The sequence below is a fragment of the Streptococcus sp. CL6.22 genome (genome assembly GCF_049738055.1).
Taxonomy (GTDB): Bacteria; Bacillota; Bacilli; order Lactobacillales; family Streptococcaceae; genus Streptococcus; species Streptococcus mitis_DJ.
Genome location: NZ_JBKOTV010000008.1, coordinates 95,654 through 114,760, shown reverse-complemented (window position 1 = coordinate 114,760; position 19,107 = coordinate 95,654). Strand labels below are relative to the sequence as shown.

The following is a 19,107-nucleotide window of genomic DNA, read 5'->3' as shown; positions in this document are numbered from 1 at the left end:
GTCCATCCCACTTAAGTTTCCATCCAGCCATTCAACGCTCTCATAATAAAATAAAGAAGGAGGAACTGCGATATGTCCACTACTAAGGAGAAGCAACTTGCTCATAGCTCGGAACAGTGTCGTCTTTCCCGATCCATTGATAGCAAGAACTCCATAAATCCTACCCTTTTTAAAGGTGAAATCTGCATCTTGCAAGATGACTTGTCGCGTTTTTAAGGTAACATGAGTAAGCCTTAACATATCCAGCCCTCCTTTTCATCACTCTTTAAGGATTAATAGCCTCCGCTGTAGAGGTTTAGTACCTCATAACGAGCATAGTTCCAGCCTCCGCCAACTTTATACTCAGAATAGCTGTAATAATGAGACCATTCCGGAATGTTCTTATATTTATATCCATGGAAATTCATACTAGAGTCATAGTAGGGATTATAATCATACCGATAACTTTTAAGAACGCTTTTAGCAGATACACTAGACTGAAAAAGACCAATAGATAACAAACTAGCTAATAAAACGACTACTGCTGATTTTTTCATGGTTTTCACCTCACTAATATATTTACTTTCGAAAGCGCTTTAATTATATCATTTTTTTATCTGTTATGCAATAGTTTTTTGGATTTATTTTAATAATATATAACATTCGTAACTTCTCAAAGTAACTCCCATTGTCTGTAGCAACTGTCCAAAAAAGAGGACGGATTGTGGGAAACTGGAAGTTAGTTTTAGAAGCTACCTAAATAAATCAGGTCACCTATTTTAAAAAAGCAGCAAAGTATAAACTAGTAGGTTCCACACCAAATGTAAACCCATACTTCCCCATAAGTCAGATTTATAGCGCACCATCCCTAAAAACATCCCAAGTGAAACATATAAACACCAAGCTAGAATGGTTCCTGGATGATGTACTAAGGCAAATAAAACACTTGTCAAACCAACTCGAATATCTAATTTTCTAACCAAGTTCCATAAAATTTCTCGATACAGAAATTCTTCAACCATACTCGCATTGATTAAGAACAATAAAAATGAAAACCAAGGAACCTGATGTTGTAGCCCAATTAAGTTTGCTTGATTCGTGCTTCCTTGCGCATGGATTAAGCTAAAACATAGACTTATAATCAGTAGGCTAGCTAATCCAATACCAAGCCATTTCATCCTAGATTTCATACTGACCTTATGCGCTTTTTTACGTTGACCATATATACATAAAAATGAAATGAGTGACGCACCATAGAGAATCTGTAGTATAGTTAACTCACCGATACAAAGCAATTTCAGTAAGTATAGAGATACCAATAAGACATTTACTTGTTGGAATATATAAACTGGAATGATTCTTTTCATAGTTACCTCCGAAATAAATCTTCATAATCTAAATCTAATACCTGCACAATCCTTTCTACCCATGGACTTTGAGGCATTCGTTGTTCCATCTTATAGTGGCGAATCTTTTGATACAAACGGTTCAATTCACTTGGATAGTGAAACTCTCCCGCAAACATTTTTCTGGTTAACTCAATCCAGCTAATATTTCTTTCAGCCAAAATAATGGACAAGTTCTCCCAAAATCGTTCAGCCATATTGCTTCTCCTTTAACTAGATAAATAATGTGTTTGTTCCATGTAAATCAATTGTTTCGTATCTCTTGGCAATAAAGCTCTAGCCTCCTCCAGATTCAGATTTGGATAAACTCTCTTATTTGAAACCGCAAGAGGAAGTCTGATGGTTAGTTCAGGATTTTTTAATATCATTTCAATGAAATCCGTTAATCTTAAATTGTCACGGTTCTTAAATCGTAATAAATTGGGAGATAAAAACTCGAAACAATCTGAAGAATAGCTCATCAGCTCAATTAATTTATCCCTTGTCATTTCAGAAATCGAATGACAGGATACCTCAATGCCATAGTTTTGGAAGAATTCTAAAAGAAGTTGATTTCTATGGTTATTTTTACTTAGATAGAGATCAATCATGGGAGACCTCCCAAAGATTCGGTTCCATTTGATATTCTGAGACGATTAAGGAATCTAATAAATTGGAGAAGTTAATCGGTTTCTTGTCTTCATCATAAGCTTTTACAGTTACTTGGGTTGTAAGTATTCCCTCTTTTCCCTCGGCTCGATAGCCTTGCCCATATAAAACAAAAACAAGATTCTGATTATCATCTACAAAGGCATCAGCTCCGTTCTTTATATCCTGACTTTCAAGGAATTCCATAACGTTTTGAAGATAGGATTCGTAAAATAGGGGGTAGTTGTGTTTTTTATGGTAATCATCTAAAAATGTCACTTCAAACTCACATGGATAATTGGGCATTAAAAATATTTGTTCATCCAGCTGTTTGATTTCTGCATCATGTAATTCTGTTTCTAATTCGTCACAATCTAGTATTGACTCTTTATTTAAAGCTTTCATCTTTTTCCTCTATTTCTTTTAATTTCTTTGCGATTGCGGCAATCACAGGAACGGTTACACTATTACCAGCTTGTTTATAAAGCTGACTATTACTAGAGACTTTTCTAGCAGCTTCAAAAGCCCAATCAGGAAACCCCTGCAAGCGAAAACACTCTTTAGGAGTGATTCGTCGTATCCTCAGACGGTAAAATTGTCCATTTATTAAAATACCAGCAACATGGTAAACTTGCTTATCTTCTCCTTCATAGCTAGCCACTACTACTCCCATTTGACCACTAGTTGTTAACGTATTCGCTATACCTTTTCCAACTCTACCACGACGATACTGAGAACTTGGTCTTTCCAAATTGATTGAATCTCCAATCCCTGCTTGAGCATATCCTTTTTTCGTTGCTTCCCGTACTTTTAGAAATTGGATTGGTTCTGGAATCAGTATTTTGGGGATTTTATCTCCACCTTGCATCGTAGTCAGTGTTGGAGATAGCCCCTCACTTCCATAGACGCGACCAGTTTCCTTAAAGCTAGTTGGTAAATCTCCAACAACGACAATACCATGGCGATCCTGAGTATTTAAAGTAAACATTGGCTCTTGATTATCCTTGAAACGTCTACCATTTTGTCTTTTGTCTAATCTATCTGGTGTCATACAAGGAATCGCAACCTTAAATCCTTCTCCTTTTCCACGAACTAAAGTTGGCGCAAGACCTTCTGAATAATAGACTTTACCGCTCATTCCACTTCTTGATGGATTTAAATTCCCTAGTTCTTTCAAAGTCTCAGAGTTAGTTGCTTGACCTTCTCGTCTGAAAGGAAATAGGAGTCTGGTACCTTTCTTTCTAGAATGTCCGATAATAAACACCCTCTCTCTGTTTTGGGGAACGCCAAAATCCTTACTGTTAAGCACCTGCCACTCAACATCAAACCCCAATTCATCAAGCGTGGTAAGGATTGTGGTGAACGTCCGTCCCTTATCGTGATTGAGTAGGCCTTTAACATTTTCAAGAAAAAGAAAACGTGGTTGGATTTGTTTGGCCGCCCGAGCAATTTCAAAGAACAAAGTTCCTCTAGTATCTTCAAATCCCAATCGTCTTCCTGCGATTGAAAATGCTTGACAAGGGAATCCCCCACAGATGACATCGACATTCCCTCTAAGTTTTTTAAATTCGTCATCTGAAACATCTCGTATGTCATGAAATTCTATTTCTCCTTCCGTTTGAAAAATGGACTTATAAGATTCTCTAGCAAATTTATCAATCTCACAAAATCCAATACATTCGTGTCCGACACTTTCCATTCCAAGTCGAAAGCCACCGATACCTGAAAATAAATCAATAAATCTCATTTCTTTATCACCCCTTTCTTATCGACTATCATTGTCAGAACTGTCACTCCACTTGAAATAACAATGAGCATAACTAATATCCACTCGATTGGCGACATTTAACCACCTCCTTTTCTAACACGGTTATTCCAAACAGAATACAAGCCGTTATACACAAATTCAGCAAGTACTTCCGCACGTCTAACAAAGCGAACATTGTCAAGAGCATACTGATAGATTCTCTCAAAATCAGTCATAGCAATTTCACTGGCTGTTTCAGAAAAACCTTCTCGTCTAAATTGATCTTGTACCAATCCCCAAATATAATCTCGATCATATTTTGTGACCTTTTCTACTTTTCTTCTCAAGATAGGTTGAGTATTCCTTTCTTCCTCATCCTCAATAAATAAAGAATCAGTCTCACTATATTTAGTCTCACTAACTTCAGTCTCACTAGGGGCTGAATGTGAGACGGGGGTCGTTTCATTTTCAACCTGCCCTAGTCTTTTTTTAACACTAGGCCTGTTTGAATTACCTACTGGGGTAGAAGACAACTCCCCTAAATAAATCTTATTAGCTAGTCTTCCTTTCTCACTTGAAGACTGTTGAACTTCATCAATTAAGTCATATTCTTTAAGAATTTTTTTGATTGATAGTAAGTTTGACTTCGAACAACCTAATAGCTTCATCAGTTTAGAATTAGAAAATACTAAATAAACTGCTCCTTCTTCATCTATCCAACCACGACTAAGAGATAATTCTAAACGATCTTTTAAAATAGAATAAGCCACCTTTACTTCTAATTTCATATCCATATATTTCTCATCCTCAAAAAGAATTTTAGGTAATTTATAATACCGTTCTGAAGTTTGGTATTGATTTGCGGTAATTCGTTTCATAGCTCTCCTCCAAGTTCTTTGAGTATTAAATCTCCACTCGATTCCAATCGAACCAAGCCACTTTTTTCCAATTCAGCCATAAGAGAGATGGCTTCAACAATATCAATTCCCATTTCACGTACTAAAAATGAAATGACAATATAGCGTGATGATTGTAATTCTTTTGTCATTTTCCCTCCTGAAAATAAAAAAAGGAGAACAATATTCAATTGTTCTCCACGATAAATTTGTTAAAAAGAAAAACCCTGCCAAATTAATTTTTGGTAGGGTTTTTGGTAGGAAACTAAATTAATTTATCAGTTTCTAAAATGTGTTCACGATTCTAAAAGGCTGATACTATAGTATTCCGATTTCTAATTGGTATATGCCTCTTATTTAAGAGTAACTGAAGCTCCAGCTTCTTCCAATTTAGCTTTGATTTCTTCAGCTTCTGCAGTTGCAACGCCTTCTTTAACAAGTGCTGGTGCACCGTCAACAAGTTCTTTAGCTTCTTTAAGACCAAGACCTGTGATTTCACGTACAACTTTGATAACGCCAACTTTTTTGTCGCCTGCAGATGTCAATTCAACGTCGAATGAATCTTTAGCAGCACCAGCGTCAGCAGCACCAGCTGCAGCAACAGCTACAGGAGCAGCTGCAGTTACACCAAATTCTTCTTCGATAGCTTTTACAAGGTCGTTCAATTCAAGGATTGAAGCTTCTTTAATTTCAGCAATAATGTTTTCAATGTTCAATGCCATTGTTATTTCCTCCAAATATGTTTTAAATTTATAATATATTTTCGTAGCTAGGCTACGCTGCGTAGCTTAAGATTAAGCTGCGTCTTCTTTGTTGTCTGCAACCGCTTTGACTGCAAGAGCAACGTTGCGCACTGGCGCTTGAAGTACAGAAAGGAGCATAGAAAGAAGTCCTTCGCGGTTTGGAAGAGTTGCAAGAGCAAGAATCTCTTCTTTAGATGCGACAGCGCCTTCGATTGCACCACCTTTGATTTCAAGTGCTTCAGCGTTTTTAGAAAAGTCGTTCAAGATTTTCGCTGGTGCGATAACATCTTCGTTAGAAAATGCTACTGCAGATGGTCCAACAAATACAGATGCAAGATCTTCAAGACCAGCTTTTTCAGCTGCACGACGCAAGATTGAGTTTTTAATAACTTTATACTCAACTTCGCTTCCACGAAGCTCACGACGAAGAACTGTATCTTGCTCAACTGTCAAACCACGAGCGTCTACAACGACGATAGATGCAGCAGCTTTCATTTTTTCAGCTACTACGTCAACTAGTTCCGCTTTTTTAGCAATAATTGCTTCACTCATTAGTGTGTTCACCTCCGTTATTATTTTGCTTGGGGAAATTTTTCAAAAGAAAAACGCGCCCAAACCTAGACACGAAAGTACAATACGCTTCTTTTTACATGATACGTTTTGTCCTCGGTAGGATATTTATGAGTCGAGCTCCCCTACTGTCTTAGGCAGTTTTTTCAAACCGTATATAAGTATAGCATAGTAAAAAAAAGAATGCAAGATTTTTGCAAACTTTTTTTAAAATTTTTCGTGATTTTTCTTTTAAAGTTCTACTGTTAGTACTTGGCCTTGCTTAACAACCTGTTCTCCAGCGATATAAACATCATCAACATCACTGGATTTAACAGCATAGATGAGATGAGAAAGCATATTTTCCTGAGGTTGGAGATGAATTTTTCCTTGTGGTTGAATAACGAGAAAATCTGCTTGCTTGCCGACTTCTAGACTTCCTATCTGATTTTCCATTCCTAGAACCTTAGCCCCTTCGATTGTCAGTGCCTTGAGAGCTGTTTCGATAGGAAATTGGCTGGCATCTCCACTCTTCATTTTCTGTAAGAGAGCTGCTGTTCGTCCTTCCTCAAACATATCAAGGTTGTTGTTGGAAGCAACTGAATCTGTCGCAATTCCCACAGCCACTCCCGCTTTTTGGAGTTGGATGATTGGAGCGATTCCTGAGGCCAGTTTGAGGTTACTGATAGGATTGTGAGCGATAGCCACTTGAGAAGTTGCCAAACGTTCAATTTCTCTCTCGTTTAATTCGACCCCGTGAGCAAAGACAGATGGATGATTTAAGTAACCCAGTTCTTCTAAAAAGGCTAGAGGACGTTTGCCGTATCGTTTCAGGAGAATTCCTGACTCCTCCTTGGTCTCCGCAACATGGATATGGATAGGAATATTCAACTCTTTTGCCATATCTAAGCTTTCTGCCAGCAAGTCTCTACTACAGCTGTAAGGAGAATGTGGTGCTACCATAACCTTGAAATTTGGATTTTCATATCCTAAAATTTCCTCAATAATTGCTCGAGTTCTTGCAATGGTCTCAGCAGTTGTTTCTGCCCCTGAAGAAAAGAGGGTCGGCGAGAAATAACAACGCATCTTGGAATCTTTCACTGTCTGATAAATCCGCTCAATATCCACACCATTGGGATTATACATATCATTAAAGGTTGTTGTTCCTGACTGGAGCATCTCTGTCAGAGCTTCTTTAACTGCCTTGGTAGTCATGTCGGGTGTAAACTCAGCTTCTGCTGGCCAGATATAGTCATTGAGCCATTCATGGAGATTGCTATCATCTCGAATCCCTCTCAAACCTGTCATAGCAGAATGGGTGTGACAATTGACCAAACCAGGCATAATCCAGGCTCCCTGATAGTCTATAATCTGCTCAGCTTGCTCTAAAATCTCTGACTTCTCTTGACCAACATAGACGATTTGAGAATCCTTAACGGCTAAGATTCCATCTAGATAAACATGGAAATCTTTGTCACAAGTCACGATATTTACATGCTGATAGACTTTCATTGTTTTTCTCCTTCTAAGGCCATGATTTTTTCTAGCTATTGTAACAAAAAAGTCACCCGAAGGCAACTTTTTTTGTCTATAGGAGTTCGAAATTAGAAATAACTATTCAGATCTAAGAGCTGCAGCTTTTTGCATTTGGTAATACTTACCCTTTCTAGCCATGAGATCATTATGATTGCCATGCTCCACGATGTCACCATCCACCAAGACAAGAATCAAATTCGCATCCTGAATAGTTGACAAGCGGTGTGCGATGATAAAGCTTGTTCGCCCCTTCATGAGTTTTGCAAAGGCATCCTGTACCAGCACTTCTGTCCGCGTATCAATGGAAGAAGTCGCCTCGTCTAAGATGAGAATCTTTGGAATATCCAGAAAGACTCGGGCAATGGTCAAGAGCTGGGCTTGACCGACAGAGAGAGATTCTCCAGCATTTTCCAACTTGGTATCGTATCCCTGTGGTAACTGTTGGATGAAAAAGTCTGCATTGGCTGCTTTGGCAGCAGCAATCACATGCTCCCGACTAGCTTCAGGATTGCCAAAGGCAATATTGTCATGAATGGTTCCTTGCTTGAGCCAGGTTTCTTGGAGCACCATGCCAAACTGTTGTCTCAATGATGTCCGGGTATAGTCATAAATTGATTTCCCATCCAGCAAGATATCTCCCGAGTTAATGGGATAAAACCGCATGAGGAGATTGATAAGGGTTGATTTTCCAGCACCTGTCGGACCAACAATAGCCACCTTGCTACCAGCTGGAATATCAATAGATAAATCCTTAATCAAAATCTTTTCAGGATGGTAACCAAAAGAGACATGTTTAAAGGAAATAGCTCCATTAACCTGGTCACTGGTCAAGACTTCCTTACCTGTTTCAGCCACCTCAGAGCTTTCTAAGACAGCATAGACGCGCTCTGCACAAGCCAGAGCACTTTGCAATTCGGCTAGAACTGAAGAAATATCGTTAAAAGGCTTAGTGTACTGTTGGACATAGTTCAAAAAAGTCACTAAACGCCCAATGGTCAAGGTGGACCCCATAATGATACGATAAGCTCCTACTCCAGCTAGAAGGGCATAAATGAGCGCATTTACAAAGCGAGTCGAAGGATTAACTGTTGAAGAATAAAAGATAGCTGACTGAGAATAACCTGCATAATTGGCATTAGCCTCGTGCAGCCTTTGGATAAACTCTTCCTGAGCATTAAAGGACTGGATAATGGTCTGCTGGCTCAACGATTCTTCAATTAATTGTGTCTGAATCCCCCTCGTCTCTGTTTGCTTCTGGAAGAGATGATAGGATCTCTTGGCAATAAAGCGTGAAATTACCATAGACAGTGGCGTCAACAGCAAGACTAAGAGAGTCATGAGGAGATGAATCTGAAGCATGGCTAGAATACTAACAAAAATCATCAAGACACCAATGAAAAATTGGTTAAAAATCATGGTCAAGCCAGCTGCCAACTGTTCGATGTCCGTGGTTACACGACTGACCATTTCTCCACTGCCTTGCCGATCCACAAAAGCAATCGGTAAACGGTGGAGCTTATGGATGATTCGCTCTCGCAAGTCTCTGGTATAAGAGAAGATTAGGCGATTATAAAGAAGAGGATTGGCCCACTGCACAAGCGTATTTCCTATGACTACCAAGACCATTTGAATGAAAATCTGCCAAAAAACTGGTGAAGAGCCAGTCACTAGAACTTGGTCGATGACCTGCCCAATCAGAATAGGTAGATAGATCGATAAGCCAACTTGAGCAATAGTTCCTAGAAAAGCTAGGAAAAGGAGGAAGGGATGGCTGGCTAAATCTTTGGCCAAACGTTTGAGCGTCTGGTTTGCAGTTTGTCGTCTCATACTAGTCCTCCTTTCCATGTTGAGAAGCATTGATTTCACGATAGACTTGACTGGTCTTCATCAAATCCTCGTGCTTGCCGATAGCTAGGCGCTCACCTTTTTCCAAGAGGAGAATCTGGTCAGCCATCTGTAAAGTCGAGGTTCGTTGAGAAATCAAAATTAAGCTCGTATTTGGCAAATTTTCTCGGATAGCTTTCAAGAGTTTGGACTCCGTAATGGTATCCAACGCCGAGGTTGCATCATCTAGGATGAGAAACGGAGTCTGGCGCAAGACTGCTCGAGCGATAGACAGCCTTTGTTTTTGTCCACCTGAAAAATTTCGACCTCCTGCCTCAACTAGGGCATCCAAGAGTCCTTTCTTTTCACTGACAAAGTCCTTAGCTTGCGCAATCTCCAAGGCCTGCCAGAGTTCTTGGTCAGTTACTTCTTGATCTAAACCTAGAGTCAAGTTGGAACGAATGGTTCCTTTAAAGAGTTCGACTTTTTGGGGCACATAGGAAATCCAAGACCGCCACTGCTCCAAATTACGAGGACTAGATCCATCTCGATAAGGGTAAATGCTCCCCTTGTCTGCTGGATAAAGTCCAAGGATGAGTTGTACTAAGCTTGATTTACCAGAACCTGTTCCCCCAATGATACCAAGGATTTGCCCTTGCTGCATATCAAAGGAAATGTCTCTCAGAGAAGGCTGGGCCGCATCAGGATAGGTAAAGGTCAGTTCTTGAACTTGTAAAACCTGATCACTGGTAGCTTGCTTTTGTTCTAACTCGGAATGAATATCTTCTGGATCCTCAGCAAAAACTTCCTCGATTCGCTTAGCTGAGATGTAGGACTGATTGAGAGAATTTATCAGCATGGCTAGCTTGACCAATTCCACCAAAATCTGTAAGAGATAGTTGATAAGGGCAATGAGAGCACCTTGACTTAGCAATCCTCCTTGAATAGAAATATAGCCTTGCAAGATAATAATAAGGAGGGTTCCATTAACAATCAGATAGGTCAGAGGTGTTAATAAACTAGACCAGAAACCTGTCTTTTCTTGTAATCTAGCATAGACTTGGTTAAGGGTTTGAAAAATTTGTAACTCTCGTTTTTCTTGACCAAAAGCACGAATAACCCGCATACCTTGTATTTGCTGGCGCGTTTCCTGAACCAGTTGGTCCGTTTTCTTTCTGAGACTACTGTAGAGAGGATTGACCAGTCGAGATAGCCCTACAATGACGATAGTCAAAATCACAACCATGACCAAGAACCAGAAAGTCAGCTCAGCTGAGATGCGATAGGCCATAAAAATGGCCCCAAAAACGATAATAGGCGCTCGCAAAAAGAGACGCAGGAATTGATTGATACCAGTCTGAATCTGGTAGGTATCCGAAGTCAAGCGAGTGACCAAGCTAGAAGTGGTCAGACGGTCCCTGCTATCCTTTGGCAATGAAAGAATATGACGATAGAGGTCGTTTGTCAGTCCTTTGGCAAATCCAACCGCAGCCTTAGCTGAGTAGAACTGGGCTATTAAGGCCGCTACAACACCAATTACTGCAAAGATAAGGAGCAAACCAATCTGCATCCAGAGATGACCTTGATTTTTCTGGGGCAAGGATTGGTCAACAATCCCAGCAATCACCATGGGAACCAAGAGCTCAAACACAGCTTCTAGTAACTTGAACAAGGGTGCTAAAATTGATTCCTTGATATAGGGTTTGAAGTAAGATAATAGGTGTTTCATAAATCCCTTCTATTCTTATTCTGGAAATGAAGAAAGTGGGAAGCGCCCACCCTCTCTGTTTTATTTGTTTAAGTAAGGCAGTAGATAGCCATATCCTTCCTCTTCCATCTCATCCTTGGATACAAAACGCAAGGATGCAGAATTAATACAGTAACGAAGTCCACCCAACTCCCGAGGTCCATCTGTGAAAACATGACCCAAATGAGCATTGCCTGACCGAGAACGAACCTCGATTCGCTCCATTCCATGGCTGAGATCCTTGTAATAGTGAATCAACTCTTTGGAAATTGGACGGCTAAAACTTGGCCAACCACAACCTGAGGCAAACTTATCCTTGGCAAAAAAAGTGGCTCACCTGTCGTGATGTCTACATAAATCCCTTCTTCAAAGGTTTGGTCATAGGCATTGGTAAATGGAGCCTCTGTAGCAGCTTCTTGGGTGACACGATAAGCCTCTTCTGATAAGCTTTTCTTTAACACTTCTTGGCTAGGCTTTTCATAGTTTGCTGCATCAATCAATGGCTTCTCAGCATCGGTCACATCGATATGACAGTAACCTGAAGGATTTTTCTTAAGATAGTCTTGATGGTAGTCTTCAGCCAGAATGTAATGACGTAGTTTCTCCACTTCCACTGCAATCTTTCGACCAAGCATGCGCTCCTGCTCCTGCACCACTGTGTAGATAGATGGCAAGTCTGCTTCGTCCTGGTAATAAATCCCAGTTCGATATTGGCGACCACGATCATTCCCTTGTTGATTGATGGATAAAGGGTCGATGACACGAAAATAATAAAGTAAAATCTCTCTGAGTGACACTTCCTTCTCATCGTAAATCACTTGAACCGTTTCTGCATGGTCTGTTTCCTTGAGCAACTTATAATTAGTCGTTTCTACTTGTCCATTAGCGTAGCCAACACTGGTTGCTAGCACTCCAGAAATGCGTGAAAAATATTCCTCTAGGCCCCAAAAACAACCGCCTGCTAGATAAATTTCTGCCATCTTTATTTCTCCTTTATCAAGTTTTTAACTAATACTCTTCGAAAATCTCTTCAAACCACGTCAGCTTCCATCTGCAACCTCAAAACAGTATTTTGAGCAGCCTGCGGCTAGCTTCCTAGTTTGTTCTTTGATTTTCATTGAGTATAAACTTCTTTTCAAAAAAAGGATAGGAAGCCCTCTGGTCAAGAGTTTCCCCATCCTATCATCTATTCTTTATTTTGCTTCGACACGGACACCTTGGGTATCAACTTTCAAGTCATGAAGTTTTCCTTTGAAGGGTTGCTTTTCCAATTCTGCCTTAATCGCTGGCATCTTGTCGTGAGAAGCCAAAACCATAACTGTCGGCCCAGCACCAGAGAGGTAGGTTGCATAGGCACCATTGTCTTTGGCTACTTGCTTAATCGTCGCAAATTCTCTCACCAAGTCCTGACGATAGCGTTCATGGAAGAGGTCTCCCTCGATTGCTTGGCCAGCTGTCACCATGTCTCCTGCCAACAAGGCCGCAACCGCCACATTGGCGATAGAACTAGCTGCAACAGCTTCCTTGTAAGACAATTTCTTAGGCAAGACGCCACGGCTGTCTCGAGTACGCAATTCATAGTTTGGAATGTAGGCTAAGAAATCACACTCTGGGAAGTCTGCTACGATAGCAGAAACTTGTCCATCAACAGAGCTTGCAATAACGAGATTACCATAAATGGCTGGAGCCACATTGTCAGGATGGCCTTCAATCTTAGTCGCTAACTGCAATTTTTCATGGTCTGACAAGTTGAGTTGCCCCAATTGGTTGGCTAGTTCAATCCCAGCAACGATAACCGAGCTAGAAGAACCCAAACCACGCGCCAAGGGAACATCACTGGTCATTTTCAAGCGTCTTGGTTGCAAGTCTGGTACAATTTGCAAAGCAATTTTGAGCAAGAGATTACGCTCGTCATGTGGTATCCATTTGCCTATCTGGTGTTCAATCAGCCACTCTTCTCGTTCTTCACAGACCTCAATTTGAAGATACTTAGTTACAGCTACACCGACCGAGTCAAAACCTGGCCCGATATTGGCACTGGTTGCAGGTACAATAATCTTCATCTTATTCTCCTAGCACCTTGAAGGTATTCAAGAGGTCGAATTCTGAAACCTTCTTCAATTCAGCTGAGACATTTTCAAGCTGGGCTTTATTAATCTTGTGTGTGATGATCACAACACGCGCCTTGTCACCTTCTTTGCCATCTTGTAGGATTTGCTTGAAGGAAATATCTTGAGCGTTGAAGATTTCAGCAAGTTTCAAGACCTGACCTTTTGAGTCTGGTGCCAAGATTGAGAAGTAGTAATTTGCTTTAACATCTTCAGGATTTGCCAAGACCAAGTCACGGCTGTATTCGTTGAAATCTTTTCCAATTGTTCCATCATTCAAACGACGAACGATACGGACAATATCCGCCACAACACTTGTTGCAGTTGGTTTTTGACCAGCACCTGGTCCATAGTACATAGACTCACCGATACCAATAGATTCTACAAAGACAGCGTTCATTACGCCATTCACACTAGCAAGTGGGTGTGATTTAGGTAGGAAGGTTGGAGTCACTTCCGCAGCAATACCTGAAGGAGTTTCCTCGATAGAACCAACCAATTTCACTACATAACCAAGCTCTTGAGCTACAGCTACATCTTCTGGTGTGATGTTACGAATTCCCTTGTGGGCTACGTCGTCAAAGGCAACCTTCATACCAAAGGCAAATTGGCTCAAAATCACCATCTTGTAGGCTGCATCGATCCCATCCACATCATTTGTCGGGTCGCTTTCTGCAAATCCTAGACGTTGCGCTTCCGCAAGAGCATCATCGTAAGACCAGCCTTCTTCCACCATCTTGGTCATCATGAAGTTGGAAGTTCCGTTAACGACTCCAAGAACGCGCGTGATTTTATCAGAAGCCAAGGAATTTGCTAAAGTACGAAGAATTGGAATCCCACCAGCTACTGCTGCTTCGTAGTAAAGTGCTACCTTATTAGCTTTAGCGATTTCTAACAATTCTGCACCATGGACAGCCAAAAGGTCCTTGTTAGCAGTAACAACGTGTTTGCCAGCCTCCAAGGCACGAGTGATAAAGGTTTTAGCAGGTTCGATACGCCCCATCAATTCCACTACAATGGTAATATCTTGGTCTGATAAAATATCATCCACATTGGTTACAAAGTTAAAATCATTCCCTGCTGCAAGCAAGCGATTCTTTTCATCTTCATCCTTGACCAATACCTTAGCAACTTCAATCTCTGAATGTGCTGATTGATTGATTTTTTCTCCATTTTCCTTTAGGAGGAAAGGCACGCCACTTGCAACGGTACCAAATCCTAGTAAAGCAATTTTAACTGTCATGTTTGTCTCCTCGAAATTTTCTATTATAGCCATTATAACAGAATTTTATGAAAATTCCTATTATAGTAAATCACTATTTCAGTCTAGAAAAGAAAAAACGAATCAGACGATTCGCTCTCCTTAAAATCTGAAAATAACTTTCCAGAAAGGATTATCCAATCTTTTGCAGATTAAGTACTGCATCGTGATTCATTAAGACTTGACCATACTCCTGCAAGACTGAGCGACTGATGTCACTATCGTCCGCAAACTCGCGCATACGAGCCAACAGCCAAGCTGGATATGGACTTGGATGATTTTCAATATCCACTAAAATGGTCAAATAATAGCGCTCGTTCATTTTGTAGAGTTCAGAAGTTTCCATCTCAAAAGTCACTGTCTTAGCAAAAGACACCAAGTCAGCCAACTTAGCAAAAGAAAGGATATAGTAGATATAAGGTTCTTTCTTGCTCTCAGCTTCTTGTTCAGCCTGCTCCTGCTCTTCTTCCTTGGCTTCGACTTGCTCTAGAGATTGAATGGCTTCGATATCATCCTTTGTTTTGTCTGCGATACTTTTTTCCAAGGTTTTGATAAATTCATCTGGCGACATTTGAGCCAATTCTTCCATGTCTGGCAAATCCGATAAGTCTTCAAAATCTAGATTTTGGTCAATCTTTGATTTGGTTACAAAAACATCAACCTTATCAGGTTTTGGAGTCACACGGAAGCTCAACATACCTGTATCCAAAAAGCTTTCAGGCATCTCTAACTCATCCAAGATAGCATAAAAGAACTCTTCTGTTTTTTCTTGAGGAACAAGAAAGTCAGCAATCTCCATCCCTCGATCCATCAAATCCTCTAAAGACATCGTGATTTTTAAAGTTGTATCACTAATTTGTTTCATTTTCATTGCTAGTAACCTCATACTTTCAGTTCTATCTATTATACTAGATTTTTACGATTTTATCAAAAGAAGGCTCCTCTGTCGGGATAGATTTTCCCTAGGGTAACTTCTGTAGAAGACTCTAATACTCTTCGAAAATCTCTTCAAACCACGTCAGCTTTATCTACAACCTCAAAGCGGTGCTTTGAGCAACCTGCGGCTAGCTTCCTAGTTTGCTTTTTGATTTTCATTGAGTATAAAAGAAAATTTCTGCAAACAAATAGAAAAAGCCTTCAAAATCAGCTCTTAGCCAACTTTGAAGACCTAATACATCAGAAAGCTTATAGTTTAAAGGTTGCTACACCAAGGATAGAACGATTTAAGTTTCGAAGAATTTGAAGACTTTGTTCAAATTTCTTATAACGAGTTACTCCGTACTCTTCAACAAGAAGGACTGTATCTCTTTCTAAAAGAGATGGTACATCTTGTAAATCTACAAAATGCATTCCTTTTAAAGTCTCTTGATTTTGTTTTAATTTATCTAGAATAGCTTTATTTGAGCTAACGATAGTCAATTCTTGTCCAGCATTTTTGTATGATAGAATATCTGCTAGATTAGCAATTGTTGTAATCTCTGTTACAAAATCAATTTGATATTGAGAAAAATCACCTGCTCTATTGATTGTTGGGTTAAAGAGATAAACCAATACATTTCCCATCACAACCAAAATCACACAAACTACTCCAATAACAGCTAGACGAAGGATCAGATTCTTGACGTTTAATCCAAGCGCTGTCTCACCGTTTGCGTTCAATTCTTTAGAATTGATGGTTTCCAATTTTTCAATTTTCACGTTTGCATAGGTATTTTTAAATTTATCAACCAATGCATCAATCTTTTTCTCTAACAAGTCATTGGCATCTTTACTTGGTGTCAAAATTTTCACACCAACCCCTGCATCGTCAATCATATAGTAGACAGTCAATTTTTTCCACCAATAGTCACTTGTAGAATTTTTCAAGGTTGTCTCTGTCGTATCCAATTCACTGGCAATTTTTTTCAACTCACTAGGCTCTACATCATTGAAAAGATAAGCTCCATTCAAATTCCCATCAATCAATTTCCCGTAGAAATCACTATAACCACCAATTTGATGATTCAAAATTGTTTTAGCTGAATCTTCTGGAGGTGTGATTTTATAGCTGATATAAGTTGAATAACTTGTTGTATCTTTGACAGTATTTTTATTCTTAACTGCTTTAATTGTAAATGGTACAGCAATGAGAGCAAATAAAGCGATGAGAGCTAGAATATTTGCTTTTCGTTTTTTATAAAGATTTGCAAACAAATCAGCTACTGAATAATGTTCAAACATGATTTTTTTCTCCTTTGTTTAGTAGATACTGGTTCTCTTTTGTAAGCATTTTCGCTACAAATATAATCACAAGAACAATTCCCCAGAATTGCATTGTAAATAAATTGAAGAAACTTTCTGAAAAGCTACTTCTTGGCATAAAGAATAGATTATTCAAGATGAGTAGGGACAAGGCAAATAGGATTGTTCTTGAACGATAGGCTACTTGCAGCATGGCTATGAATAACATACCTAGCAAGAGACTAAGTAGAAAGACTCCTATCATACCATAGTCGGTATACAACTCCATAATATAGCTACTTCCGATACCATGTCCTTTCAAGTATTCCTTGTTCAAGACAAGATAGGATAGATTGTGGGCATAACTATTGCTATCAATAGCTAGTTCCACACTATTGGTTGTATGTTCAAAGGCTTTTCCTCCGAAAATGGCCCCTAAACTTCCCCTTGCAAAATAATCAATAACAGGACCAAAAGTAAAATTGCGTAAATCTCGGTAAGGGAGGCTACTGTTAAATAGAAAGCCTCTAGCCAAAACACCAAAACTGGTTCCTTGTTTATAGATAAAGTCAAGCAGGATATCCCAGAAACCTGTATGGGAAACCTGGACATTATCCCGTACATAATTGAGTATTCCCATCGCTAACATGAGAATAGGAGAACCTACAAAAATCGCTAACTTTTCTTTAAATCCAATCCATTTTCCCTTTTCTGTTTGCTCCCGCATAAAGTAATAAACGAAAGCAAATAAAATACTTAAAATAAAGGGATTGCGTGTCCCGATTGCCAAATGAATAGTATTAGCTGCAATAAAGGAGACAAGCACTGCTGTTGCCTGCAATTTCTTTGGCTTGGTTGCCAAATACATACACATTGCATAGACCGTAAATGTTGATAAGATATAGGTAAAATAAGGCAGTTTACTTTCAAAGTTTGCATAGTAGGCATAGTAGGAAGTCTGCAAGCGATACAGGAGCCGTTCAAATAACCGAATGAAATAGAAAGGATAGGTTAGAAGAAAAACTCCTAGCGATACAAAGCGCAACCGCTTGATGTAAACATCTTTTAGAGAACTTCTTATCTTGGGTACTTGTATTTTCTTTCTAGCTATAAAATAGCGAGCTAGAAGTCCTCCTGTGGTCAATCCCAATATCGAAACCATGACGACTATAAAAGCAAAGCGATAGGCTATGGGATGATAGGTATCTAAAGCACCATCCCTAAAATAATCAATGGTCGGCCTTGATACCAGAAATACAAAAATAGTTAAAAAGAAAATAAAATGGATTAAGTAATACTTGATATCATTCCAACAAGCAATTAAGCTACTAACCAGTAAGAACAATAAAGTAGAAAGCAAGCTAACATTGTTATTATTAAACAGATACACAATTCCACTTACTAGCGTCAAGGCATAACTGACTATGGTCAAACTAAATAATAATCGTTTTCCATCAATCACTTGCTCACCCCCGTTCTAATGTAATTTTTTAGATTTTTCAATATTTTTTAGTAATAAGAATCGGTATAAGGAAATATTTATGAATAGAGCCAAAACACTAATTCTTCTCCCCTTACGGAAAATTGGATTCCTAGCAATAGCAAAGGCATGGCCTTTTAAAAAACGATGAATCTGAGAATAGGCTTCAAATTGTTTATACTGATCATCTAGCAACATCTTATCCAGAATAAAGAAGTGGGCATAGGCCAATCTGAAAAAAGCAACCTCTTTCAAGTCAGGATAGTTTTTCACAACTTCATTGTAAAACTTTTGGTAGATATCAATATAGGCTAAATCCTTCTCTGCATAGGGTTTGGTCGTAATGCTATCCCCTCTATGGAAATAGTAGTAATAGGGTTTGGTATTAACAACGTACTTCTTAGCTAACTTGATTAAATCAAAATGATAATAAGCGTCTTCGTAAATCAATCCCTTGGGAAAGGATAGGACCGTTGCAATCTCTCTCTTGATTAGCTTATTGCAGATCGTTCCAGGTATTTTTTCACCTATGAGGTATTCCTTTAGAAATGTTTGAGAATCACAGACAAAATAATCATCCTGATTAGCTGACTGTGGGCTTTCATCATTAGCATAGACATTCATGACACCACAGCTCGAAACATCCGCATCTTCTTGAATTAATTGCTCATATAAACTCTGAATCATTTCCGGATGGATATAATCATCTGAGTCAATAAAAATCAGATAATCTCCATGAGCCTGCTTCATTCCATCGTTTCGCGCTTGTGACAAGCCTTCATTCTTTTTATGAAGCACTGACACCCTATCATCTTGTTCAGCGATTAAATCACACAAGCGACCACTTTCATCTGTTGCTCCATCATCGACAAGAATAATTTCCAGATTTTGATGGGTCTGCTTCTGAATGGAAGCTATCGATTTTTCTAGGTACTGCGCCACATTATAGACTGGCACAATCACACTAATTAATGCAGTTTCCAT

At 39.3% G+C, this 19,107-nt stretch carries 20 protein-coding genes, 1 pseudogene and 1 other annotated feature; all 21 genes and pseudogenes read right to left on the bottom strand.

Annotated features, from left to right (window positions below; all coding sequences use genetic code 11):
- Positions 1-240 (bottom strand): ATP-binding cassette domain-containing protein (locus tag ACLNCW_RS05600; protein ID WP_424845482.1); only part of this gene is annotated, 240 nt, incomplete at its 3' end.
- A gap of 32 nt (positions 241-272) precedes the next feature.
- A complete protein-coding gene (locus ACLNCW_RS05595; protein ID WP_424845481.1) occupies positions 273-536 on the bottom strand; it encodes a hypothetical protein in 264 nt (87 codons plus the stop codon).
- 222 nt (positions 537-758) lie between these two features.
- A complete protein-coding gene (locus ACLNCW_RS05590) occupies positions 759-1,346 on the bottom strand; it encodes a lysostaphin resistance A-like protein (protein WP_424845480.1) in 588 nt (195 codons plus the stop codon).
- A 2-nt stretch (positions 1,347-1,348) separates the two neighbouring features.
- On the bottom strand, positions 1,349-1,582 hold the full coding sequence (locus tag ACLNCW_RS05585) for a hypothetical protein (RefSeq protein WP_000840776.1): 234 nt from the start codon (positions 1,580-1,582) through the stop codon (positions 1,349-1,351).
- A gap of 12 nt (positions 1,583-1,594) precedes the next feature.
- A complete protein-coding gene (locus tag ACLNCW_RS05580; RefSeq protein WP_048787847.1) occupies positions 1,595-1,975 on the bottom strand; it encodes an arsenate reductase in 381 nt (126 codons plus the stop codon).
- Positions 1,968-2,417 (bottom strand): hypothetical protein, encoded by a 450-nt coding sequence (locus ACLNCW_RS05575; protein ID WP_424845479.1) that lies wholly within the window; start codon positions 2,415-2,417, stop codon positions 1,968-1,970. Before ACLNCW_RS05575 ends, ACLNCW_RS05580 begins: the two co-directional genes overlap by 8 nt.
- Positions 2,401-3,759 (bottom strand): DNA (cytosine-5-)-methyltransferase, encoded by a 1,359-nt coding sequence (gene dcm, locus ACLNCW_RS05570; protein ID WP_424845478.1) that lies wholly within the window; start codon positions 3,757-3,759, stop codon positions 2,401-2,403. Before dcm ends, ACLNCW_RS05575 begins: the two co-directional genes overlap by 17 nt.
- 98 nt (positions 3,760-3,857) lie before the next feature.
- A complete protein-coding gene (locus ACLNCW_RS05565; RefSeq protein ID WP_424845477.1) occupies positions 3,858-4,637 on the bottom strand; it encodes a replication initiator protein A in 780 nt (259 codons plus the stop codon).
- Positions 4,634-4,807 carry a hypothetical protein gene (locus ACLNCW_RS05560; RefSeq protein ID WP_024057854.1) on the bottom strand — a complete coding sequence of 58 codons (174 nt, stop codon included), beginning with the start codon at positions 4,805-4,807 and terminating at the stop codon, positions 4,634-4,636. Before ACLNCW_RS05560 ends, ACLNCW_RS05565 begins: the two co-directional genes overlap by 4 nt.
- 201 nt (positions 4,808-5,008) lie before the next feature.
- The gene (gene rplL, locus ACLNCW_RS05555; RefSeq protein WP_001196965.1) at positions 5,009-5,377 is read right to left on the bottom strand and encodes a 50S ribosomal protein L7/L12; all 369 of its coding nucleotides are present in this window, start codon (positions 5,375-5,377) and stop codon (positions 5,009-5,011) included.
- A 72-nt stretch (positions 5,378-5,449) separates the two neighbouring features.
- The gene (gene rplJ, locus ACLNCW_RS05550) at positions 5,450-5,950 is read right to left on the bottom strand and encodes a 50S ribosomal protein L10 (protein ID WP_001287277.1); all 501 of its coding nucleotides are present in this window, start codon (positions 5,948-5,950) and stop codon (positions 5,450-5,452) included.
- A gap of 38 nt (positions 5,951-5,988) precedes the next feature.
- Positions 5,989-6,124 (bottom strand) — a sequence feature (ribosomal protein L10 leader region).
- Positions 6,125-6,199: 75 nt separating this feature from the next.
- A complete protein-coding gene (locus tag ACLNCW_RS05545) occupies positions 6,200-7,459 on the bottom strand; it encodes a TRZ/ATZ family protein (RefSeq protein ID WP_424845476.1) in 1,260 nt (419 codons plus the stop codon).
- A 102-nt stretch (positions 7,460-7,561) separates the two neighbouring features.
- Complete coding sequence (locus ACLNCW_RS05540) at positions 7,562-9,310, bottom strand: ABC transporter ATP-binding protein (RefSeq protein ID WP_424845475.1); 1,749 nt, start codon at positions 9,308-9,310, stop codon at positions 7,562-7,564.
- A gap of 1 nt (position 9,311) precedes the next feature.
- Entirely contained in the window at positions 9,312-11,036 is a 1,725-nt protein-coding gene (locus ACLNCW_RS05535; protein WP_424845474.1) for an ABC transporter ATP-binding protein, read from the bottom strand.
- A 60-nt stretch (positions 11,037-11,096) separates the two neighbouring features.
- Positions 11,097-12,034: pseudogene (gene msrB / locus ACLNCW_RS05530) on the bottom strand (peptide-methionine (R)-S-oxide reductase MsrB).
- A gap of 213 nt (positions 12,035-12,247) precedes the next feature.
- On the bottom strand, positions 12,248-13,117 hold the full coding sequence (gene thrB, locus ACLNCW_RS05525; RefSeq protein WP_424845473.1) for a homoserine kinase: 870 nt from the start codon (positions 13,115-13,117) through the stop codon (positions 12,248-12,250).
- Between the two features lies 1 nt (position 13,118).
- Positions 13,119-14,405 carry a homoserine dehydrogenase gene (locus ACLNCW_RS05520; protein WP_254753723.1) on the bottom strand — a complete coding sequence of 429 codons (1,287 nt, stop codon included), beginning with the start codon at positions 14,403-14,405 and terminating at the stop codon, positions 13,119-13,121.
- A 151-nt stretch (positions 14,406-14,556) separates the two neighbouring features.
- On the bottom strand, positions 14,557-15,294 hold the full coding sequence (mecA, locus tag ACLNCW_RS05515) for an adaptor protein MecA (RefSeq protein WP_424845487.1): 738 nt from the start codon (positions 15,292-15,294) through the stop codon (positions 14,557-14,559).
- 314 nt (positions 15,295-15,608) lie between these two features.
- Positions 15,609-16,643 (bottom strand): hypothetical protein, encoded by a 1,035-nt coding sequence (locus ACLNCW_RS05510; protein WP_033686739.1) that lies wholly within the window; start codon positions 16,641-16,643, stop codon positions 15,609-15,611.
- Positions 16,636-18,105, bottom strand: coding sequence for an O-antigen polysaccharide polymerase Wzy family protein (locus tag ACLNCW_RS05505; protein ID WP_033686740.1), 1,470 nt, complete (start codon positions 18,103-18,105; stop codon positions 16,636-16,638). The genes ACLNCW_RS05510 and ACLNCW_RS05505 overlap by 8 nt, the downstream gene beginning before the upstream one ends.
- Before the next feature lie 15 nt (positions 18,106-18,120).
- Positions 18,121-19,107: a glycosyltransferase family 2 protein gene (locus tag ACLNCW_RS05500; protein WP_424845472.1), complete on the bottom strand. Its 987-nt coding sequence runs from the start codon at positions 19,105-19,107 to the stop codon at positions 18,121-18,123.